General features: G+C 39.7%; 23 protein-coding genes and 1 pseudogene. 1 reads left to right on the top strand and 23 read right to left on the bottom strand.

Features of this window, described 5'->3' with window-relative positions; all coding sequences use genetic code 11:
* Window positions 1-227: 227 nt before the first annotated feature.
* The 13 genes and pseudogenes from QZT18_RS02510 to QZT18_RS02450 form a co-directional block, all read right to left on the bottom strand.
* Window positions 228-587 carry a NifB/NifX family molybdenum-iron cluster-binding protein gene (locus tag QZT18_RS02510; protein WP_294143902.1) on the bottom strand — a complete coding sequence of 120 codons (360 nt, stop codon included), beginning with the start codon at window positions 585-587 and terminating at the stop codon, window positions 228-230.
* A 12-nt stretch (window positions 588-599) separates the two neighbouring features.
* Window positions 600-1,052: pseudogene (locus QZT18_RS02505) on the bottom strand (C-GCAxxG-C-C family protein); the annotation flags it as partial.
* Window positions 1,049-1,897, bottom strand: a complete 849-nt coding sequence (locus QZT18_RS02500) for an Mrp/NBP35 family ATP-binding protein (RefSeq protein WP_294143894.1) — start codon at window positions 1,895-1,897, stop codon at window positions 1,049-1,051. The gene QZT18_RS02500 and the pseudogene QZT18_RS02505, both read right to left, overlap by 4 nt.
* 18 nt (window positions 1,898-1,915) lie before the next feature.
* Window positions 1,916-2,740: an MBL fold metallo-hydrolase gene (locus QZT18_RS02495; RefSeq protein ID WP_294143893.1), complete on the bottom strand. Its 825-nt coding sequence runs from the start codon at window positions 2,738-2,740 to the stop codon at window positions 1,916-1,918.
* The gene (locus tag QZT18_RS02490; protein WP_294143892.1) at window positions 2,737-3,621 is read right to left on the bottom strand and encodes an ATP-binding protein; all 885 of its coding nucleotides are present in this window, start codon (window positions 3,619-3,621) and stop codon (window positions 2,737-2,739) included. The genes QZT18_RS02495 and QZT18_RS02490 overlap by 4 nt, the downstream gene beginning before the upstream one ends.
* Window positions 3,599-4,462, bottom strand: coding sequence for an ATP-binding protein (locus QZT18_RS02485; RefSeq protein WP_294143891.1), 864 nt, complete (start codon window positions 4,460-4,462; stop codon window positions 3,599-3,601). The genes QZT18_RS02490 and QZT18_RS02485 overlap by 23 nt, the downstream gene beginning before the upstream one ends.
* A gap of 1 nt (window position 4,463) precedes the next feature.
* Window positions 4,464-4,832: a NifB/NifX family molybdenum-iron cluster-binding protein gene (locus tag QZT18_RS02480; protein WP_294143890.1), complete on the bottom strand. Its 369-nt coding sequence runs from the start codon at window positions 4,830-4,832 to the stop codon at window positions 4,464-4,466.
* Window positions 4,807-5,211 (bottom strand): iron-sulfur cluster assembly scaffold protein, encoded by a 405-nt coding sequence (locus QZT18_RS02475; RefSeq protein ID WP_167959346.1) that lies wholly within the window; start codon window positions 5,209-5,211, stop codon window positions 4,807-4,809. The genes QZT18_RS02480 and QZT18_RS02475 overlap by 26 nt, the downstream gene beginning before the upstream one ends.
* Before the next feature lie 2 nt (window positions 5,212-5,213).
* On the bottom strand, window positions 5,214-5,591 hold the full coding sequence (locus QZT18_RS02470) for a DUF134 domain-containing protein (protein ID WP_118475169.1): 378 nt from the start codon (window positions 5,589-5,591) through the stop codon (window positions 5,214-5,216).
* A gap of 63 nt (window positions 5,592-5,654) precedes the next feature.
* Entirely contained in the window at window positions 5,655-5,927 is a 273-nt protein-coding gene (locus tag QZT18_RS02465) for a DUF5320 domain-containing protein (RefSeq protein ID WP_118475171.1), read from the bottom strand.
* Between the two features lie 252 nt (window positions 5,928-6,179).
* Window positions 6,180-6,896, bottom strand: a complete 717-nt coding sequence (locus QZT18_RS02460; protein ID WP_238483818.1) for a permease — start codon at window positions 6,894-6,896, stop codon at window positions 6,180-6,182.
* Window positions 6,896-7,378 (bottom strand): permease, encoded by a 483-nt coding sequence (locus QZT18_RS02455; RefSeq protein ID WP_294143889.1) that lies wholly within the window; start codon window positions 7,376-7,378, stop codon window positions 6,896-6,898. Before QZT18_RS02455 ends, QZT18_RS02460 begins: the two co-directional genes overlap by 1 nt.
* Window positions 7,379-7,398: 20 nt before the next feature.
* A complete protein-coding gene (locus tag QZT18_RS02450; protein WP_118475177.1) occupies window positions 7,399-7,713 on the bottom strand; it encodes a cupin domain-containing protein in 315 nt (104 codons plus the stop codon).
* Window positions 7,714-7,821: 108 nt separating this feature from the next.
* On the opposite strand from QZT18_RS02450, the gene QZT18_RS02445 reads away from it, so the two are divergent.
* The gene (locus QZT18_RS02445) at window positions 7,822-8,460 is read left to right on the top strand and encodes a Crp/Fnr family transcriptional regulator (RefSeq protein ID WP_294143888.1); all 639 of its coding nucleotides are present in this window, start codon (window positions 7,822-7,824) and stop codon (window positions 8,458-8,460) included.
* 56 nt (window positions 8,461-8,516) lie between these two features.
* Here the strand turns inward: QZT18_RS02445 and QZT18_RS02440 are convergent, their stop codons facing one another.
* The 10 genes from QZT18_RS02440 to QZT18_RS02395 form a co-directional block, all read right to left on the bottom strand.
* Window positions 8,517-10,082, bottom strand: a complete 1,566-nt coding sequence (locus tag QZT18_RS02440) for a recombinase family protein (RefSeq protein WP_294143887.1) — start codon at window positions 10,080-10,082, stop codon at window positions 8,517-8,519.
* Window positions 10,075-10,500 (bottom strand): recombinase, encoded by a 426-nt coding sequence (locus QZT18_RS02435; protein WP_294143901.1) that lies wholly within the window; start codon window positions 10,498-10,500, stop codon window positions 10,075-10,077. The genes QZT18_RS02440 and QZT18_RS02435 overlap by 8 nt, the downstream gene beginning before the upstream one ends.
* Window positions 10,500-12,062, bottom strand: coding sequence for a recombinase family protein (locus QZT18_RS02430; RefSeq protein WP_294143900.1), 1,563 nt, complete (start codon window positions 12,060-12,062; stop codon window positions 10,500-10,502). The genes QZT18_RS02435 and QZT18_RS02430 overlap by 1 nt, the downstream gene beginning before the upstream one ends.
* A gap of 60 nt (window positions 12,063-12,122) precedes the next feature.
* Window positions 12,123-12,341 carry an SHOCT domain-containing protein gene (locus QZT18_RS02425; protein ID WP_294143886.1) on the bottom strand — a complete coding sequence of 73 codons (219 nt, stop codon included), beginning with the start codon at window positions 12,339-12,341 and terminating at the stop codon, window positions 12,123-12,125.
* A 124-nt stretch (window positions 12,342-12,465) separates the two neighbouring features.
* A complete protein-coding gene (locus tag QZT18_RS02420) occupies window positions 12,466-13,482 on the bottom strand; it encodes an N-acetylmuramoyl-L-alanine amidase (RefSeq protein ID WP_294143885.1) in 1,017 nt (338 codons plus the stop codon).
* A 1-nt stretch (window position 13,483) separates the two neighbouring features.
* Window positions 13,484-13,897, bottom strand: a complete 414-nt coding sequence (locus tag QZT18_RS02415) for a holin family protein (RefSeq protein WP_294143899.1) — start codon at window positions 13,895-13,897, stop codon at window positions 13,484-13,486.
* Window positions 13,898-13,937: 40 nt separating this feature from the next.
* A complete protein-coding gene (locus tag QZT18_RS02410; RefSeq protein WP_294143884.1) occupies window positions 13,938-14,231 on the bottom strand; it encodes a toxin in 294 nt (97 codons plus the stop codon).
* A 1-nt stretch (window position 14,232) separates the two neighbouring features.
* Window positions 14,233-14,430 carry a hypothetical protein gene (locus QZT18_RS02405; RefSeq protein WP_294143883.1) on the bottom strand — a complete coding sequence of 66 codons (198 nt, stop codon included), beginning with the start codon at window positions 14,428-14,430 and terminating at the stop codon, window positions 14,233-14,235.
* Between the two features lie 12 nt (window positions 14,431-14,442).
* Window positions 14,443-17,268: a phage tail protein gene (locus tag QZT18_RS02400; RefSeq protein WP_294143882.1), complete on the bottom strand. Its 2,826-nt coding sequence runs from the start codon at window positions 17,266-17,268 to the stop codon at window positions 14,443-14,445.
* Entirely contained in the window at window positions 17,265-17,969 is a 705-nt protein-coding gene (locus QZT18_RS02395; protein WP_294143881.1) for a hypothetical protein, read from the bottom strand. Before QZT18_RS02395 ends, QZT18_RS02400 begins: the two co-directional genes overlap by 4 nt.

Below are 17,969 nucleotides of genomic sequence, written 5' to 3'. Positions count from 1 at the left end.
CCTCGTTTTTTGCCTTGTCACCACAATACGTCATCAGAATTATCGTTTCTACGTGGCTCGAGAGGATAGGAAGTATGTCAAATGCCTACTCTCGTTTATGGGAACATATCCACTAACCTCTTTCTGTTTGTGGAAACATATCAGCAAGATTGCTCTATAAAGCAAAAATAGTACTTGCACCTATTATACTTTGTACAAGCACTATTTCACAATATAAATATGGTATTTTATTTGCCACATTCATCATGATGCTGATGTTCATGGCAAACAGAACCAGTCGACTTTAAAGAGCCTTCCAAGTATGCTTCTACTGCTGCTTTGGCATTACCTTTTGCTCCAACAATAACTTCGATGTTCCTTTCATTAAAAATCTCAACTGCACCTCCGCCCATACCACCGCTGATGATGACATTTACACCACGATCGGCAAGAAAATTAGGCAGGAATCCAGGTTTATGTCCAGGGTTAGCAATAGTTTCACTTTTGACAATTTGATTATTTTCGGTGTCAAAAATCATAAACCCTTCGCAATGCCCAAAATGCTCTGTTACCATTTCCTTTTCACTTGCTACTGCTATTTTCATCATTGTTTTTTCCTCCAATTTTTTATTTTGAATATATTCATCTAATATTTCTGCTGCATGTTCAACAAGTTCTGCACAGGGACGTTTTTTATAATACTCTTCATTTCTTTCTTCTGGTATGTGACTTTGTCTATCAACAGATAAACCTAAAAGCTCTCTGCAAATAATTGATTGGTTTTCATCCTTAAAATTCATTGCAAGTGACTGAATCAGCTTGTAATGGTCGGTTTTGGCAACTCTATCTAAAGGATTTGAATACCCATCTAGCATTCCTGCAACTATGAACATTCCACTGACTGCTCCACATACCTCTCGTAGTCTTCCCATTCCACCACCAAATGAAGAAGAAATTTTCAGTGCTGTTTCTGAGTCTAGTCCTGTTTCATCACAAAAGGCTAACACTACCGATTGAGAGCAATTGTATCCTTTTGTGAATAATTCTTTTGCTAATGTTGAATGTTCACTCACTTTTTATTTTCCTCAAGTCTTTCCTCTAGTAATTTTGATGTGCTATCAAGCCAATTGCCATCAAAAAGCTCTATCATGCCCTTGTCACAGGCAGCTGAAATTTTCGGATCAATAGGTAGTTTAGCAAGAACCTTTAAATTATGTTTTTCAGCAATTTCTTCAATGTGGCTTTCACCAAATATCTGATAGTCCTTGCCGTTATCAGGGCATTTAAAATAAGACATATTTTCTACCAAACCAATGATTGGGATATTCATCATTTCTGCCATCTTGACGGCTTTAGATACAATCATGGATACCAGCTCTTGTGGAGAAGTTACGACAATAATCCCATCAACAGCAATGGATTGAAATACTGTAAGGGGAACATCGCCGGTTCCTGGTGGCATATCAATAAACATAAAATCTACATCACTCCAGATAACATCAGTCCAGAACTGTTTAACTGTACCAGCAATTATTGGGCCTCTCCATACAACAGGATCAGTATCCTTTTCTAAAAGTAAATTAACAGACATAATATCAATGCCGGTCTTTGTTTTAACAGGGAATAGTCCAAATTCGCTACCAGTGGCTTTTTCCCGAATTCCGAATGCCTTTGGAATAGAAGGTCCTGTAATATCTGCATCAAGAATGGCAGTATGATAACCCATTCTATTCATGGTAACAGCGAGCATGGAAGTAACAAGTGACTTTCCTACTCCGCCTTTACCACTGACAATACCTATGACTTTTTTTACGCTGCTCATCTCATGTAACTTCTCGGAAAAATCAGTTTTTTGTTCTTTTCTTTCTGCACAGTCCTCCGAGCAACTGCTACAGCTTTGATTGCAATTTTCACTCATAATCTTAGCTCCTTTATTTTAGATTGTTATTTCACTACCTACTGACAGATAGTCAATGCTATTACCCATAGCTGCTTTCAGTCGATTATAGGGTTCTAAGCCTGTACAATGGCAAGTATAATACTTTGCTTTTGTATCTATCAAGAATCTACTTATTTTATCTATCGTCTCAAAGTTTTCATTTCCGCCCGAGGATCGGCTGGAAAGGTGAAATCCACCTATTACATAATCAGGCATGCTACCTTTTAAGTCATAAAAATGCTCAATAATATTAACAATGCCATTATGGGCACAGCCTGTTACCAAAAGCGTCTTTCCATCTTCCTCTAATATGAGATTTTGCTCGTGTGCAAAAGTATCGTTCATCATTTGACCGTTCTGCTCTATAAGCAATCCAGCATTTGACATTGGACGAGGTTTTCTTTGAGTAATATTGGAGAATACTTCGATTCCTTTACTGATAAAGAATTGATCTGATGTGAGAACAATTTGTCTGTTCTGCTTCAGTTCCTCTTCCAAACCGATAAATTCTAATGTATCATTCGGACGCAAAGCATGGTATTTCTCAAATGCAAAGCACTGTAAAAACACCTTAGCTTTTGTGTTTTCCTTAAAAAACATTCTTAGTCCACCACCATGGTCATAATGTCCGTGCGAAATTATTAGATAATCAATATCCGAAATATTTACATCCAACTTTTTAGCATTTTCAAGAAACAACTCACTTGCTCCAACATCAAATAAAATTTTTAGAGCATTTGTTTCAATATACAGACTAAGACCATGTTCGTTACCGAAGTCTTTCGATATCGATGTGTTTTCCACTAATGTTTTGATAATCATGGCCTTAGCCCACCACCTTCTTCAAAAAGTAATTTCATTGTCTCATTGTAAACCACTTTCACTGCTACACCTGATGGACAGTTTATGTCTACAATGGTCTGCCCGTTATTAATCGCTTTTACTGCGTCCGAATCAAAAGGTATTCTACCCATAAAAGCCAGCCCTTGTTTTTTACATAACTCTACTATCTTTACTGAATTTTCTACGTTAGTGTCAAATTTATTTATACATACTACTGTCATAGTCCCGAATTTCACCGCTGTTTTTATGATTCGTTCCAAATCACTAATGCCCGATATGGAAGGTTCAGCCACTATCAGAACCATATCTACACCGCTAAGTGATGCTATAACAGGACATCCTATGCCGGGAGAACCATCAATAATTGCAAGATGGGCATCAATTACTGCCGACTTCATCTGTTTTTTAACCTCTGTGACCAGCATTCCTGAAGTGCCGCTACCCATTTTAAGCTGTGCTGTAGAAAAAACGTCTCCTTGATTTACGTATAACATCAACTCACCAGCTACAGCCGGTTTTAAAGATACAGCTTCTACCGGACAAACAGTCTCGCAAACTCCACACCCTTCACATGCAAAAGGATCTACTTTGTATTTCTTATCTACTGAAATAGAATCGAATCTGCAGTTTTGTCTACAACTATCGCATTCGATGCATAGTTCTGGATTTATCTCCGCTTTTGGTAAACCATAATAATCTGTTTTCATTGGTTGAGAGTTTTGTTCTGTTATAAGGTGTAGGTTAGGTGCATCTACATCACAATCAGCATAAGCCTTAGCGTTTGAAAGCTTGATAAAAGCACTTGCTATAGTAGTTTTCCCAGTGCCGCCTTTTCCACTAAGGATTAGTAGTTGTTTCATTACACTGCACCTCCTTTGCCACTGTTTTCAGCAGAAAAGAAAACAGTTCTCGGTACTTTTCATTTTTATTAACGGCAATTTCCGCATTCGAGTTCAAGGTTCCAAGTTCATTGTCAAATGGAATCCGCCCTAATATCTTTATATTATTTTCAAAACAAAACTTCTCTGCTGGGTTTTCTTCATCCAAGCATTTGTTAAGAACCACCCCAAATGGCTTATTAAATAACTTGACCAGATCGTATACCATATTGAGGTTATGAACACCAAACATTGTAGGTTCAGCTACTAATATACAATAGTCTGCATCCTTAATACTTTCCATTACAATACAGGCACTTCCAGGAGGACAGTCAATAAAAGTCAGTTTATCTGCTTCAGGTTTATTCTCAGCAAGCAACTTTTTTATAATAGGGATACCAGAAGCTTCACCAGTATTTAGTATTCCTGTGGATACCGTTACTTCGTCGGAAATCCCTTTTTGTACCTTGCCAATAACCTTTGCTTTCTCTGTTAGTGCCTTTTCAGGACAAACCAAGATGCAGCCACCGCAGGAGTGGCACACATCGTCAAAGACAATCAGTTTGTTTTTAATATAGGCGAGGGCGTTAAAGTTGCAAAAATCAACGCATTTTCGACATCCATTGCATAATTCTTCATCCACTTTTGGAATTTTTACTGATATTTCTTCCTCTTGGACATCTTCGGGTTTAAAAAATAGATGCCCATTTGGCTCTTCGACATCACAATCTATATATGTTGATATTTTTGCTGCCGCAGCTAAATTTACCGATACCAGTGTTTTTCCTGTGCCGCCCTTGCCGCTTAGCACAGCTATTCTCATATTAATTGCCTCCGTGCCCATGAAATCCGGCATGAATTTCATCTAGCAAAGGAAGTTTTCCATCGATGAAAGCATCAATATTATCCTTTACTGATGCGGATGTCGTTTTAAATATTTCAATATCAGCAGATTTGAGCACTTCAGCAGCATTTTCCCCGCAACGAGGAGTAAGCAAAACATTTGCTTTATTATCTACTATCGTCTGTGCAGCCTTAATCCCTGCACCACCTGTACTTGCTGCTGCACTGTTATCAAGAAATACACTTTCCTTAGTATCTACATCATAAATAAGGAAATAAGGAGTGCGTCCAAAGGATACACATACGTTTGAATCCACACTTTTCTCATCTACCGGAATTGCTATTTTCATAAGAATCCTCCATTCTTTTAACTACTAAATAATTATTGATTGCATTGCGCAATGCACTTACTCCTAAATTTGAGCAATGAACCTTGCTTTCAGGAAGCCCATCTAGAGCTTCGATTATATCCTCTTCTGTAATTCTTAATGCTTCATCCAGGCCTTTTCCTTTTGCCATCACCGATGTCATACTGGACGTTGCAATTGATGCACTGCAGCCAAACACAAGATAACTTATGTCATCTATATGATTGTCTTTCACCTTTATATAAACGGTAAGATAATCTCCGCACGAAGGGTCTCCAAAACTTCCTTCAGCGTCAGCATCTGGCATGCTATGAGCATTTTGAGGGCACATAAAATGTTCAATTACTTTTTCGGAATATATAATTAGTCACCTCGATTCTCATTATCTGTAAAGAATCTGCCACGTCCATGCCTATGACAGCCTCGGCCACATCCATTTCCCGATCCATCACAAAGACGGTATTCGCCTCCCTCAATTATTAACACTTTACCATTCACCAATGATTCAGCTAACTTTCTTCTGGCTTCTACATATATTCCCTGAACGGTAGCACGGGCAATATTCATTTGTTTTGCACACTCTTCCTGAGTAAAACCCTCCAAATCTATAAGCCTTATTGTTTCATATTCATCAACTGTCATGTTTACATGATCTTGATCGTCCAACACTGAATCAAGAGGGCCAAATTTATTACTTTCTGGCAGACAACACACTTTTCTCCATTTCATTGGTCTTGGCATAATCTATCACCCCATTTCTAATCAGAAATAACCAGAGCGTCCTCCAGTTACCTCTAATACCCGTTACAGGTACTTTAATTGTTTATCAATGACTTCGATTCGGCTTTGCAGTAATTCTTTTTGTTCTTGAAGGAAGTCTTTATGTGTTTTTGTCGCATATTGATTTATTGCTAAACCTCTCCCAAATCCACTACCAAAACCTCGTCTGCAAGCAAATCCAAGACCTAATCCAAGTCCAGCACCACGCTTGACTGCATTTTTCCCTGTGCAAAAGCCTAAACCGTGTCCAGTCATTGTTCCAGCACCCATTGGGCCAGTTCCATCTCTTCTAGGCATACCATTCACCTCCTTGTAGTTTATGACATATGCCATTTACTATCATTAGTATACCTCTGTTAATCGCATATGTCAATAACTCTTTAAATTTTATTTTAAAAATATGCTATAACTCAATTGCAAAGCTTCACTTTTTGATTGATTAAGTTTCTCATTTCAATTAAAAAGTAAACTGATTTAGTAAAAAACACCCCATAGACTCTTATAGCCTACAGGGTGTTATATTTTAATTGTGACACAAAATTAGCATCGTTAATCTTCTATATATTCTATAGCTTTAACAGGACAAGCATTTATTGTAGTTTGAAGTTTTTCCTTATCTATTGTAGTTGCATCATGTGCCTTAATGACTGCCTTTTTACTCTTTATTTCAAAGAGTTCTGGATAATTCTTAGTACACAAAGTGCAACCCATGCAAGCACCTTTATTAATTATTAATCCTACTTGTGATGTTTCCTCGCTTGGCAAATCCTTATCCTTTATTATCTTGTCTGCAATCCACGAAAAAATGATAATTGCCACAACAGTTAATATCCAACGAATAACCATAAACTTAGGGCCTAGAAACTTTGCTTCATTTAAAAGCATTGGAACCTTAATGACTGCCCAAGAACTTAAAATAATAATGATGTTTCTAATTGATGCACCTTTTTTGTGAAGCATAACGCACATTGGAAATGCCGCATATATTGGGCCTGCTGAAATACTTCCAATTACAAAAGCTAGAAAAACACCTTTGGCTTTGGCGTCCTTACCTAGAAATTTCATTATTTTTTCTTTTGAAACCCACATATCTAAAAGCGCAGTAAGCACGAAGATAACTGGCATAATCATAAGCATTTCCTTAATGTAATAGCCACTGTTTTTAACTGATTCTATCCCCATAGACGGATTAATGGTAGTCATAATTGCATATGCCAAAATAATTATAAAAAAGAACAAATTATCCTTTATTTTTTTTAAGACCATTATATAATCACCCCCATTACATATGCAATAATTATAGCGAACAGAAAACTAAGTCCGTTACGAACTGCTGTAAACTTAACGCCGAATTCCTTTTTCTCAAGAGGGAAGGTTACAACACCGACCATTGTTAAAGTTGTTAAAAATGCCACGGAAGGAACTATCCCAACTCCCGCATCTACCAGTGTCCCTACTAGCGGGAAAGCGATAAAGGCTGGAATTAGTGTAATTGTTCCTAACAAAGCCGATGCTATTGTTGCAATTGCAGTTGACTGTTTTTCCACAAAAGATGCAATATCTGCCGGTGGAAGTAGTGTCAGGATTAATCCAATTGCAAAAATGATTGAAAATATACTTATAGCCATTCCTTTTCCCATATTAAATGCCATTTTAAGTGCTTGATTTGTCTTTCCCTTATTTTTAGCAAAAGAAACTCCAAGAAAAATTAAAGTTCCAATCCATATGCCGATTGTAAAAATATCCATTTATAATTCCTCCATCTTGTTTATATCTTTGGTGCTGGTGATTTTACAACAATTAATTCTAGAGTATCATCATTAAGATTTTTTACATTCATTTTTGTATTAACTGGAATCTTTATCAAAGTATTATACGAATACTCGTGAACTTCTTGTTCATCAAGACCGATAGACAGAGTTCCTTTCATAACGGTCATATAAACATTAGAGTTGGAGAAATGTTCAGGCAACCCCTCACCCTTATTAAAGACCATGTGCAAATAATGTAGGTTTTCATCAAAAACAACCTTCTCCACTGCTTTCTCATTTTTCTTAGATAACTCAAATACTTTTTCTATCATAATAAATTGCCTCCTTTTTATTCGTTGTAATCATATTAACATTATATTTTATAACTAAATAGACACATAAGTTTCTTTTTGATATAATAAAAATAAAAAGGTGATTTTATGGTTGAAGACTTAAAAAATCTACCTCACTTTAAAGATGTAGATCAAAAAGTATTAGAAAGTTTAATTTTAAGCAATCAAATTATTAAGCGTTCTTATAACAAAGGAATAACTGTGCATGAGCAATATTCAGAGTGTTATGGAATGGATATAGTTCTTTCAGGCAATTTAATAGCCTATTCTCTAGCATCTAACGGTTCTGAAACTATTGTATTTAAATTTTGCGAAGGCAGTATTATTGGGGCAAATCTCTTATTCGGGGAGCAAAATAGATATCCAATGAATATTTATTGTACAGCTGGATGTACCCTTTTCCATATTTCAAAAATAGCAGTTAGCAAGCTGCTAAAAGAATATAGTTTTGTTATGTCCTTTGTGAAGTCACTATCCTTAAACTCCCAAGGGATGAATAAAAAAATAGCTATGTATACTCAGAAATCTTTAAGAGAAAACCTGATGGATTACCTTGTTGCACTTTCTGCCGTTCAGAAATCTAAAACTATCATTTTACCTATTTCAAAAAAACAGCTTGCTGACCATTTTGGTGTTCAAAGACCATCGCTTTTTCGTGAATTAAAACGAATGAAAGATGAAGGGTTAATAGAAATCGATAATAGAAATATTACAATTCATGATTAACATTAGAAAGCACCCCTAGCTTTTATAAGTCTAGGGGGATTCCCCATAATTAAAATTTACATTTTCACATCAATCTCCATCCCAGATTTAAAGGCAACAGTTACTTTCTCATCATGTACCGTAATCTTTTCTATCAGCTTGCGTACTACCTGCTCGTCATACACCTGTATTGTACCTCTCTGCTCGGCAAGGAACTGCTGCATTTCAGCAATTCGCTGTTTCAAACCTTCTCGTTCTGCATTCTCCGCCATAGCATTCTGCTTTTGTTCTCGCAAAAGGTCTATCTCATCAGCAAGGTCTTCATAATCCTGTCTGGCATTTGCTCGTTTTAGAAGCTCCTGCTGCAGTTCTTCCAGCTTGGCATCAAGGCTTTCCATCGAAGTCTCATCTTCCAAAGCAAGCACCATCGCTATATTTTTTTCCAAGGCAGTAAGCATTTCATCCTTGCCACCAAGCGCCGTGTTGATTGCCTTTACCACAGCGTTCTGCAATTCTTCTTCCTGCACAGTTGGTGCATCGCAGCAGTCAGGGCCATGCTCCACACGGTTTACGCATCGCCATACCGTGGAATGTTTCCCGCGGTTGTTCCAAGCAATCCTTCGATAAATATCCCCACATTTTGAACAATACACAATACTGGAAAGTGCGTATTTGCTACTGTAAACTCGTTTCTTCCGATTCGCTCCACTGTGAAGGTTAGCTCGTCTGAGCATCTCTTCCTGCACCTGCATATAGAGGTCACGGGGAATAATCGGTTCATGGCTGTTCTCCACATAATACTGCGGAACGATGCCGTTATTCTTCACTCTCTTTTTGGTAAGAACGTCCACGGTATATGTCTTCTGTAAAAGGGCATCACCAATATATTTTTCGTTTTTCAGGATTTTCTTGACCGATTCAGGACGCCACTTTGCCTTTCCGGCGGCTGTTAAAATTCCATCATCCATCAAGCCATCTCCGATTTGCTTTAGGCTTGCGCCCTGTAGGTATTCACGGTAAATTCGTTTGACGATTTCTGCCTCGGCAGGCTCTATGATGAGGTGTCCATCTTCGTCTTTGGTGTATCCCATAAAGCGATTATGGTTGACCTGCACCTCACCATTCTGAAATCGGAACTGCATACCCATCTTTACATTCTTGCTTAAGGACTCCGATTCTTGCTGTGCAAGACTGGCCATGATGGTCAGCAGAACCTCGCCCTTGGAATCCATTGTATTGATGTTTTCCTTTTCAAAAAACACAGGGATATTCTTTTCCTTTAATTGTCTTATATATCGAAGGCAATCCAAGGTATTACGGGCAAATCGGCTGATAGACTTTGTAATGATCATATCAATATGACCTTCCATACATTCAGAAATCATGCGGTTGAACTCCTCACGCTTTTTGGTATTGGTGCCGGATATACCATCATCAGCAAATATACCGGCAAACTCCCATTCCTCATTTTTCTGTATAAAATTGGTGTAATGCTCCACCTGTGCATCATAACTGGTAGCCTGCTCATCGCTGTCGGTACTGACACGGCAGTACGCTGCGACCCTGAGCTTCGGCTTTACTTCTTTGTTTACTGTATTTCCCACACGCTTTCGTGCTGGGATAACTGTTATACTCTTATTCACTCATCGCCACCTCACTTTCAATCAAGCTGTAAGCATATTCCGCCTGTGAAAATGGATCCGCAAATTTTCTCTCAGCAGACGGCATGGTAAACCTTGTATCCGCCACAGGCTTTTGTGCAGCCTGCAGTTCTCTGACCCTGCCCAAGGAAGATGCTCTCGATATTCGGATTTCTTCCGCCTTATCAAAACGCTTTCTGTCGATAATGGCAGGATAATATTCATCGCCAAGGTAATGCGTGTTTCTTAGCATTCTCCCTGCACTGCCATGATAAATATCAAGACCCGCATTCTCTGCCGCAGGCTTTAATCCAAGTCCTGCAATGTAGCCATCAAACAGCTTTATGACTACCTCAGCCTGTTTTTCATCAACCTCTGCTTTTCCATTTATAATCTTATATCCGTAGGGTATATGTGCCATTATCCCACCAACCTTTCCTTTAATTTCAGTCCACACTTCAGTTCAAAGACGATTTCTTTTCTGGAAAGCACTGTAATCCCTTCTACATAGGAAAGGAATATCTCATCCGAATATTCCGTCAGCATCTCACTGCCGGATGCAAATTTTATAAATGTCTCCAAGGCTTCAATCTTTGTCCTGTCACCGCTGACGGAATTTATCATTTGTTTCTTTTCTTCCTGCAAATGCTTTTCTTCCAAAATCAAAGCATTGTTTTCCTTGCTAAAAAGTGCTGGCTCTAATAGTCCGCCTGCCATAAGGCTCGTCAGCACCTGCCTTTTCTCCATATTCTTTTCCAGTTTAGTTTCATATTCCTGTATCTGTAGAAGCCTATCCTTATCATCAAATCCCTGCAGGCTGTGAAGCAGTGGCTTTAATATCATCTGATGGGCAAATATCAGTTTATTCATCATGGTAAGGAATGCTGTCTTTACTCCATCATCCGTAATGTACTTCATGGAACAGGAGTTCCTGTCCTCGATATGATGGGTGCAGCACCAAGCAATGTAGCTTCCGCTCGGCTTATAGTGGATTCTTCTTTTAAAGACTCCGCCGCACTCTCCACACTTGATTCCGCCTGAGAATCCATAACGGTTCTGATAACGCTCCGTTCGCTCTCCATTGCCTTTTTCTCGGCCACGCTGATTCAGAACCTCGTTTGCCTTATCAAAAATCTCATGACTTATAATTGGCTCATGGTGGTTCTCGCACAGATATTGATTCAATTCCCCATCATTGGTATGACGGCCGAATTGGCTGTCGGTGTAGGTCTTTTGGAAAATCACATCTCCTGTGAATTTTTCGTTGCGGATAATTGCATTAATTGCTCCGGGTGTCCATTTGCCTCCTTTTTTGCTCTTCACTCCGCTATCGTTCAGTTCCTTTGCAACGGCATGAGTGCTTTTCCCGGCAAGCGTATCTTCAAATATCTTTTTTACGACTTCTGCCTGCTCCGGCACAACAATCATTTCTCCACCAGCATTTTCATAGCCATAAGGTGGATAGGAAATAATGTAGGTGCCATTCTGAAAACGTTTCTGTATAGACCATTTGTTATTTTCAGAAATGGATACCGATTCGCTTTCCGCAAGACTGCTTAAGATGGAGAGCATCAATTCGCTTTCCATCGTATCCGTGTTAATATTTTCTTTTTCAAAAATCACGGTCACATTTAATGCCATCAGCTTTCTTACCAGTTCCAAACAGTCTGTGGTATTTCTGCTGAATCGACTGATGGACTTCGTAATGACCAAATCCACAAGACCTTTTTCGCAGGAATCTATCAGGGCATTCAGCCCGTCACGGCACTCTTTTTTTGTACCTGTGATACCTTGATCGTAAAATATCCCTGCATACTCCCACTCGTCATTGGACTTGATGTAATCCTCATAATGTGCCTTCTGCGTATCAAGACTGATTAACTGTTCATCGCTTGCAGTAGAAACTCTGCAATAGGCAGCAACACGGGTTTTTGCCTTAACCGATAAGGCTTCATTTTCTTCAATTTTTGTTATCCTTTTCATCATCTCACCTCGCTTTCGGTATGGACATATTCCCGTACTAATCGATATATATCAAGTCATTTAGGGCATAATCTCAGCTAAATATGGAGAGAAAGTTTGACGGTTTCTTTCGCTGATTTTGTTGAATTCATCCACAGAAATCAGACCTTTATCGAGCAGCATTCTTCCCATCTTCTGTGCTAAAATATAGTCATATTCCCGCTGCAGTTCTGCCTCTGTATATTGGTGTCTCTGTGGCACAACTTCTATCTGTTCTCCTGTCAGTTTCGTTATCTGCATGATATTCCTCCAATCCAAAGGATTCTTCCTTCAAATCTCAGTCAAAGAAAAATCATGCCAGTAAACCCCTTAAGCAAAAAAATAATGCCTACCAAGGAAATCACTCCTCAGTAGGCATTCATACTTATCTCAATATTTCATTCACTTTTGCTTGTACCGCAGCGTAATTATAACCTGCGGCTGCTAGTCTTTGCTTTCGGTCTGTTCCATTACCCCAATCACCATGAATGACTTCTCTGGCAATTGTATCAATAGATTTTGAAGATGCCGTGTTACTGCCAGATAAGATTTCATTTACTCTTGCTTGAACTGCTGTGTAATCATAACCTGCGGTTGTTAATCGCTGCTTACGCTCATCCCCATTACCCCAATTGCCTTGAATGACCTCTCTGGCAATCGCATCTATGGATTTTGAAGTATTACTCAATACCGGATAAACTTGATTTCCAGATCCATCAAATACTTTATAGCCACTATTGGCATTGGCGCATCTCTTTGCATTCTCAAGACTATTAAATGCACCCTTTTGTGATTTCGCATCCGCCCAGCTTTTACGTACTCGATATAAAGTGCCAGTATTTGTGGATGGACTTTGCGAAGACGCACCACCAAGTGCTGCTGTCACCTTAGAAGCTAAATCTCCCATTCTGGCATAAAGCCAATTTCCGGGACAGCTTTTGTTTGCAAACCATCGATGCACGGTAAGCACCATCTCATCAGACTTTGGTGCATAGTTAAGGGATGTATTCTTATCCCCAAACCATAACAGTTTCTTCTTTCCATTTCTCCTACAGATATCGGTACAGAGTTTTACGAGCATATTATAAACAGAAGCATTCATTGCATAAGGCTCCGACCTGTCAGATGCACACTCGATAGTGACTGCCCGTTGATCATTGGCATTGCTAGAAGAACACCAAGAACGGTTCTTTTCCTCTACGCATAATGACACCCTGCCATCTGTCCCAATCCCGTAGTTACAACTTGCCTGTACAGATGAACTTGTAAAACATCCACAGATACTTTCTGCAGATAACTGACCGACCACACAGTGTGGTGTGATGCGGTCAATGGAATGTGTTCTTTGTCCGGAATGATTCGGACTTAATCTGGTGTATGACACCATTGAACTATTTGACATATTAGTTATCCTCACTTTCTGCTCTGTTATGGAGCTGCTCTAATACATTTTTGATTTTCGTAGGAATCGGTAAGCCTAAGTGTCCAGCATTTTCTAAAAGGGAAATACCCTCATTGGAAATGTAGAAAAATACCACTGCTGTTCTAAGAATGCTGCCTGTTCCAATCACCTGCACATCAAGAATATTTGCGATGCCTACCAGTAAGAAAATCAACACCTTTCTGCAAATCCCTTTAAACCCGACTTCACTAGAAAGTGTGTGGTCAGTGATGGCGCACATCACTCCTGTGATGTAATCCACGACTACAAATGCAAGTAATGCAAAAAGTAGTCCGTCACAACCACCTAGAAAATAGCCAAGCCACCCTCCAATGCCTGCAAAAACAAGTTGAATCGTGTTCCAAAATTCCTTCATCATAAAATCCTCCTTCGATTTTTTTGTATAAGAAAAGCAGCTAATCCTTATGGACTGCTGCTGTTTCCTCGTTTGTTTTAAGTTTAGTAATCTCATCATTTAGGGCTTCTGCCTGCTTTTCATGATAGTCTTCCATCTCCTTTAAATAGGACTGCTCCTCGGAGACTGATTCTGCTACCACCGCCGAGCGGACATCTGCAAGCAAACTTCCCAAGATTCCCTCTACCATATAGTTTGGAATGGGATACTGCTTTTGCAATGATGTGATGCATCCGTTTAATTCTGTTCTGAATCGTTGATACGCTACTGCGTAATTGATTGTTGGTTTCTCCATGTTATTTCGCCTCCACATTCAAATTTTCTAAGATTAAATCAAGCTTGGAATCAATCTGTTTTAGATAGACAAGGTCGGTTTCTTTTTCTGCCACCTGTGTGCTGACACTGACGGATACCGATATTGCATTCTCCTTTGTTCCTTCATTCACTGTAACTTCCTGCTCCGGCAGGATTAAATCTTCTACGACTTCACTCATAACGCTCACCTCCTAGTAATAAGTAAGATCCATTAGAATCCCATTTTTAAATACCATCTTTCCATTGGCTCCCCATTTGGTTACTACTCCAGACGAATTGACCGACAGCACCTGCACATAGTTGATAGTCGCTGTTATTCCATATCCGGTTGGCCACTGTACATCACGCAGTTTGAAACCATGTGCATACAAATCACACCCCATATGCATTCCGTACTCGTTATAAATGGAACTAGCTCTGGAAAAACAAAGCATGGTCGTATAGGCTGATGCAGAAGACGTTGCTTTTTGCGAAAACGCCATATACTTTCCTTGATAATCAAGATCAAAGACCAACCCCTTATGTGCAGCATTACTGCTCCATTGATTTGTTCCAATCTTTCCAACATAATAATTATCCCGATAGAAGTGGTTCCCATTTTCATCAAACACCGCTCGCTTTTGTGCTGTACTAATCGTTCCGTTATACAATCCAATCTCCCCGGCTGTTATTTGCACATACTTACTGGCACCATTAAACCCAAGAAGAAAACTGTTATAGTTTTGTTGCATATAGGTGCCAAACTCTCCCTTTTTAACCATCGTAAAAATGCTGTTCTCCGCTACCGTAATGCGGGAAATGGCTGTATCTGCCGTACTCTTTGCCGCAGTGATATCCGAATCCTTGACCCTATCCCAAGCAGGAGACTCTGATGTACTGATGGTATCCGTTGAGATATACTTCCAGAGTTTCTTTACATTGTCCGAATACGGGCTGTGTTCCGATTCTGGATAGGAAGTACCACTTACCTCTATCGCTGCTCCTGCATCTGTTGGCAGGCTACTCTCCGTTGCTATGACTTCCTGATACGCAGATGCTTTCGCAGCACCCGTAATCTTAAATCCATAGTAATCATGTGCCGATGAATCAGTTCTCCAGTACACCCAGAAAATATTGGACGGCACATATACCGTTACTCCTCCTATGGTTCCTCCCATTTTTGGAAGTGCATAGGTTTTTCCATTTAACTGATAGAAAATCTGTACCCAATCATAAGCTGCACTCTCCGTCTTACTGTCTGCCGAGAAGGTAATACCAAGCACCTGCCGCTTAACCGTATACCGATAGGCATATCCAGTCGCTGTGTTGAAGAAAAAATCCCCCATATGGCTGCTTCGAAGCACCGATGTATTCCATGAATTTGCTGGAGCATTAGAAGTGGCTGGGACATAGTTTCCATAGAAATTTCCATTCTTCTCTTTTAGATTTTGATTGATGGTTTCCACGCTTGCTTCAATCTTTCCACCAGTCACAGAAAACTTCGTGTTAATCTCACTCATGGTGTAATAGTTCTTCAACTTATTATCCGTAGCAGTATTTGCATTGCTCTCCGCTTTCGATATTTTCTGCTCCATCTGCGAGGTATAAGATACATCAATCTTTTCAGAAGTAATGCTTCCTGCCACAATTCGGTTCCCATATATCTGACCATCCAGTGTCATACCCACGTTGTAGGGGCCGTTGTAGCCATTGGAACTACCACCGATTCCATTCATATTGACCTGGAGTATCTTTTTTGCAGTGTTCTTATCTGGCGTATCCATATATAGATCACGCAGCCATCTGCCCTCGCTGTCATATTCCGACAGCTTGTATCCACCATTGGTTCCCGTCATCTGTGCAGTTAGGTTGTTGATGGCACTCTGCACACGGGTGTTATCTATCTTTCTGCGTTCTTCGGAGTTTTCTACGATATTTTTATAAGTACGTTCCACCTGCTCGCTGTAGCTTTGCTTTTTACTTTCTCCAAGTGTCAGTTTTGCTTCTCCCGGACGCTGTAATGGGATGGTCTGCTTCATCAAAGGAAATACCCTGTCCATCCCATAAGGCTTTGCCAGACAATGAATCCGGTCACCATAGTGAATTGAGGTGTATTCCACACCAAGCACGGATAGATCAAGTGCTGTCAGTTCCAAGGTCAACGATTCAAACTGTGCATCAAGTAACCATTCTGTTCCTTTGCGCATGAGATTTTCTGGCATGGTTACATCGTTATAGTGCTGCACCGAGCATATCCAGCCAAACTGCGCCCTCGCTTCTTCAGACACCAGATAGTTCTTCCCACCATTGACCGATGTAATATCCGTATAGGTTTTAAGGACACTCTGGGCATCTTCTGTCTCCAGTTCTTTTCCTAGCGGAATCATGACTGTGGAAATATCATCTGCACTAAGGCTTTCACTATAATCAAGAAGATTGAGTCCAAACTCGATGGGCTGTGTAGCATACACACCGATTTCTTCAATGTTTAACCAGTCCAGATATAATTTGCCACCAGTATGACGATATCTTAAATATCCGCCAAGCCTATCCGTCAGCTTATCGGTAATGGCATCCAATGTAGTCTCAAAATCCGTATAGCGATATAGCGAATCATTGGGATCGGTAACAGTCACGCTCCCAAGAGTAAACTGCTTTCTGCTTTCCACCTTATTGTTGTGTTCGGTTAAGAATGCGGACAACATCTGCCTTGGTGTTTTATTATGAAATTCTGCTTGTGGCTGTAAGGAATCTGCAAGGAAACTTAATACCCCTGCACACTCCACTTTCTTATTCTTGTGAAAGTCAAGTTCTTGATTTCTCACCTCCCCATAGAAGATTTCCTTGCTGCCTTCCATAACACTGACCATTGACTTTCGATTTTCAAAAGCATCATAAAGAGGATTGATGGTCGGACAGATAAAGGTAAGGCTGCCTGCTTTTCCAACCTCTAAGGTAAGTATAGGGTCGGTCAACACTGCTTCTTCATCTCCCGGATAATAAAGACATTTATCATCCAATAAAATCTGATACATCATAACCACCCCCGTCTTGTGTATATACCGATATTTGCTTTTCCTTTAAAGAACAGTGATGTCTCTTTTTGAATGGATAATTCTGGGATGCGGTTTTTTCCAGAAGTCAGCGTATAGGTCTTACTGTTTACCGTCAGTGTTAAACTGCCACTTAAACTGGTCACCCAAAGGATAGGAACAATCGGCATCGTCCCTCCTACTGTGATCGATGTGGAAAGTGTCGTAGTAACAGAAACGGAAACCATCCGATATCCCATATGTTCTGTAGCATTTCCCACTGACCACGGTACGCTTTTGATTGTTGTCATTTCATACTTAAAAGGACGAAGCTGATAATCCAGTTCAATAAAAGAATGATTCTTGTCCGACTTCCACTGATTTACACTTACCCTTCCCACATAAAAATGCGTGGGATCATCTTCTAATGTCACCGCTAACCTTTGGCCATGCAAAAACGATAAAATACTATCATAGACTTCGCTCCAGTCCCTTCCTGGTCTGACATAAAACTCGAAGCTCCCTGTCCGATCAGCATAGGTTATGTTCCCACTAACAGCTTCTGAAAGATCCAGTGAACCACTCACTCCCGGAATCTCTAAATAAGAAAAGTTGGGCGATGGTGGATTTACCACGGGTCTTGATGTGGGTATCAGACCAAAGTCTTTATAAGTATGCTTATTTCCGATTGTAATTGAATGATACAT

Origin of the sequence: uncultured Clostridium sp. (genome assembly GCF_900547735.1) — a bacterium.
Classification (GTDB): Bacteria; Bacillota; Clostridia; order Lachnospirales; family Lachnospiraceae; genus Otoolea.
The sequence above is the reverse complement of the archived record's forward strand: the minus strand, read 5'-3'. Positions and strand labels throughout refer to the sequence as shown.

Coding starts and splice junctions, on each gene's coding strand:
- QZT18_RS02405 (WP_294143883.1), bottom strand. CDS start 14,430: ATGAGTGAAGTCGTAGAAGATTTAATCCTGCCGGAGCAGGAAGTTACA.
- QZT18_RS02450 (WP_118475177.1), bottom strand. CDS start 7,713: ATGATAGAAAAAGTATTTGAGTTATCTAAGAAAAATGAGAAAGCAGTG.
- QZT18_RS02400 (WP_294143882.1), bottom strand. CDS start 17,268: ATGATGTATCAGATTTTATTGGATGATAAATGTCTTTATTATCCGGGA.
- QZT18_RS02490 (WP_294143892.1), bottom strand. CDS start 3,621: ATGAAACAACTACTAATCCTTAGTGGAAAAGGCGGCACTGGGAAAACT.
- QZT18_RS02425 (WP_294143886.1), bottom strand. CDS start 12,341: ATGCAGATAACGAAACTGACAGGAGAACAGATAGAAGTTGTGCCACAG.
- QZT18_RS02420 (WP_294143885.1), bottom strand. CDS start 13,482: ATGTCAAATAGTTCAATGGTGTCATACACCAGATTAAGTCCGAATCAT.
- QZT18_RS02415 (WP_294143899.1), bottom strand. CDS start 13,897: ATGAAGGAATTTTGGAACACGATTCAACTTGTTTTTGCAGGCATTGGA.
- QZT18_RS02470 (WP_118475169.1), bottom strand. CDS start 5,591: ATGCCAAGACCAATGAAATGGAGAAAAGTGTGTTGTCTGCCAGAAAGT.
- QZT18_RS02445 (WP_294143888.1), top strand. CDS start 7,822: ATGGTTGAAGACTTAAAAAATCTACCTCACTTTAAAGATGTAGATCAA.
- QZT18_RS02435 (WP_294143901.1), bottom strand. CDS start 10,500: ATGGCACATATACCCTACGGATATAAGATTATAAATGGAAAAGCAGAG.
- QZT18_RS02465 (WP_118475171.1), bottom strand. CDS start 5,927: ATGCCTAGAAGAGATGGAACTGGCCCAATGGGTGCTGGAACAATGACT.
- QZT18_RS02485 (WP_294143891.1), bottom strand. CDS start 4,462: ATGAGAATAGCTGTGCTAAGCGGCAAGGGCGGCACAGGAAAAACACTG.
- QZT18_RS02430 (WP_294143900.1), bottom strand. CDS start 12,062: ATGAAAAGGATAACAAAAATTGAAGAAAATGAAGCCTTATCGGTTAAG.
- QZT18_RS02395 (WP_294143881.1), bottom strand. CDS start 17,969: ATGTATCATTCAATTACAATCGGAAATAAGCATACTTATAAAGACTTT.
- QZT18_RS02495 (WP_294143893.1), bottom strand. CDS start 2,740: ATGATTATCAAAACATTAGTGGAAAACACATCGATATCGAAAGACTTC.
- QZT18_RS02410 (WP_294143884.1), bottom strand. CDS start 14,231: ATGGAGAAACCAACAATCAATTACGCAGTAGCGTATCAACGATTCAGA.
- QZT18_RS02480 (WP_294143890.1), bottom strand. CDS start 4,832: ATGAAAATAGCAATTCCGGTAGATGAGAAAAGTGTGGATTCAAACGTA.
- QZT18_RS02510 (WP_294143902.1), bottom strand. CDS start 587: ATGATGAAAATAGCAGTAGCAAGTGAAAAGGAAATGGTAACAGAGCAT.
- QZT18_RS02500 (WP_294143894.1), bottom strand. CDS start 1,897: ATGAGTGAAAATTGCAATCAAAGCTGTAGCAGTTGCTCGGAGGACTGT.
- QZT18_RS02460 (WP_238483818.1), bottom strand. CDS start 6,896: ATGGTCTTAAAAAAAATAAAGGATAATTTGTTCTTTTTTATAATTATT.
- QZT18_RS02455 (WP_294143889.1), bottom strand. CDS start 7,378: ATGGATATTTTTACAATCGGCATATGGATTGGAACTTTAATTTTTCTT.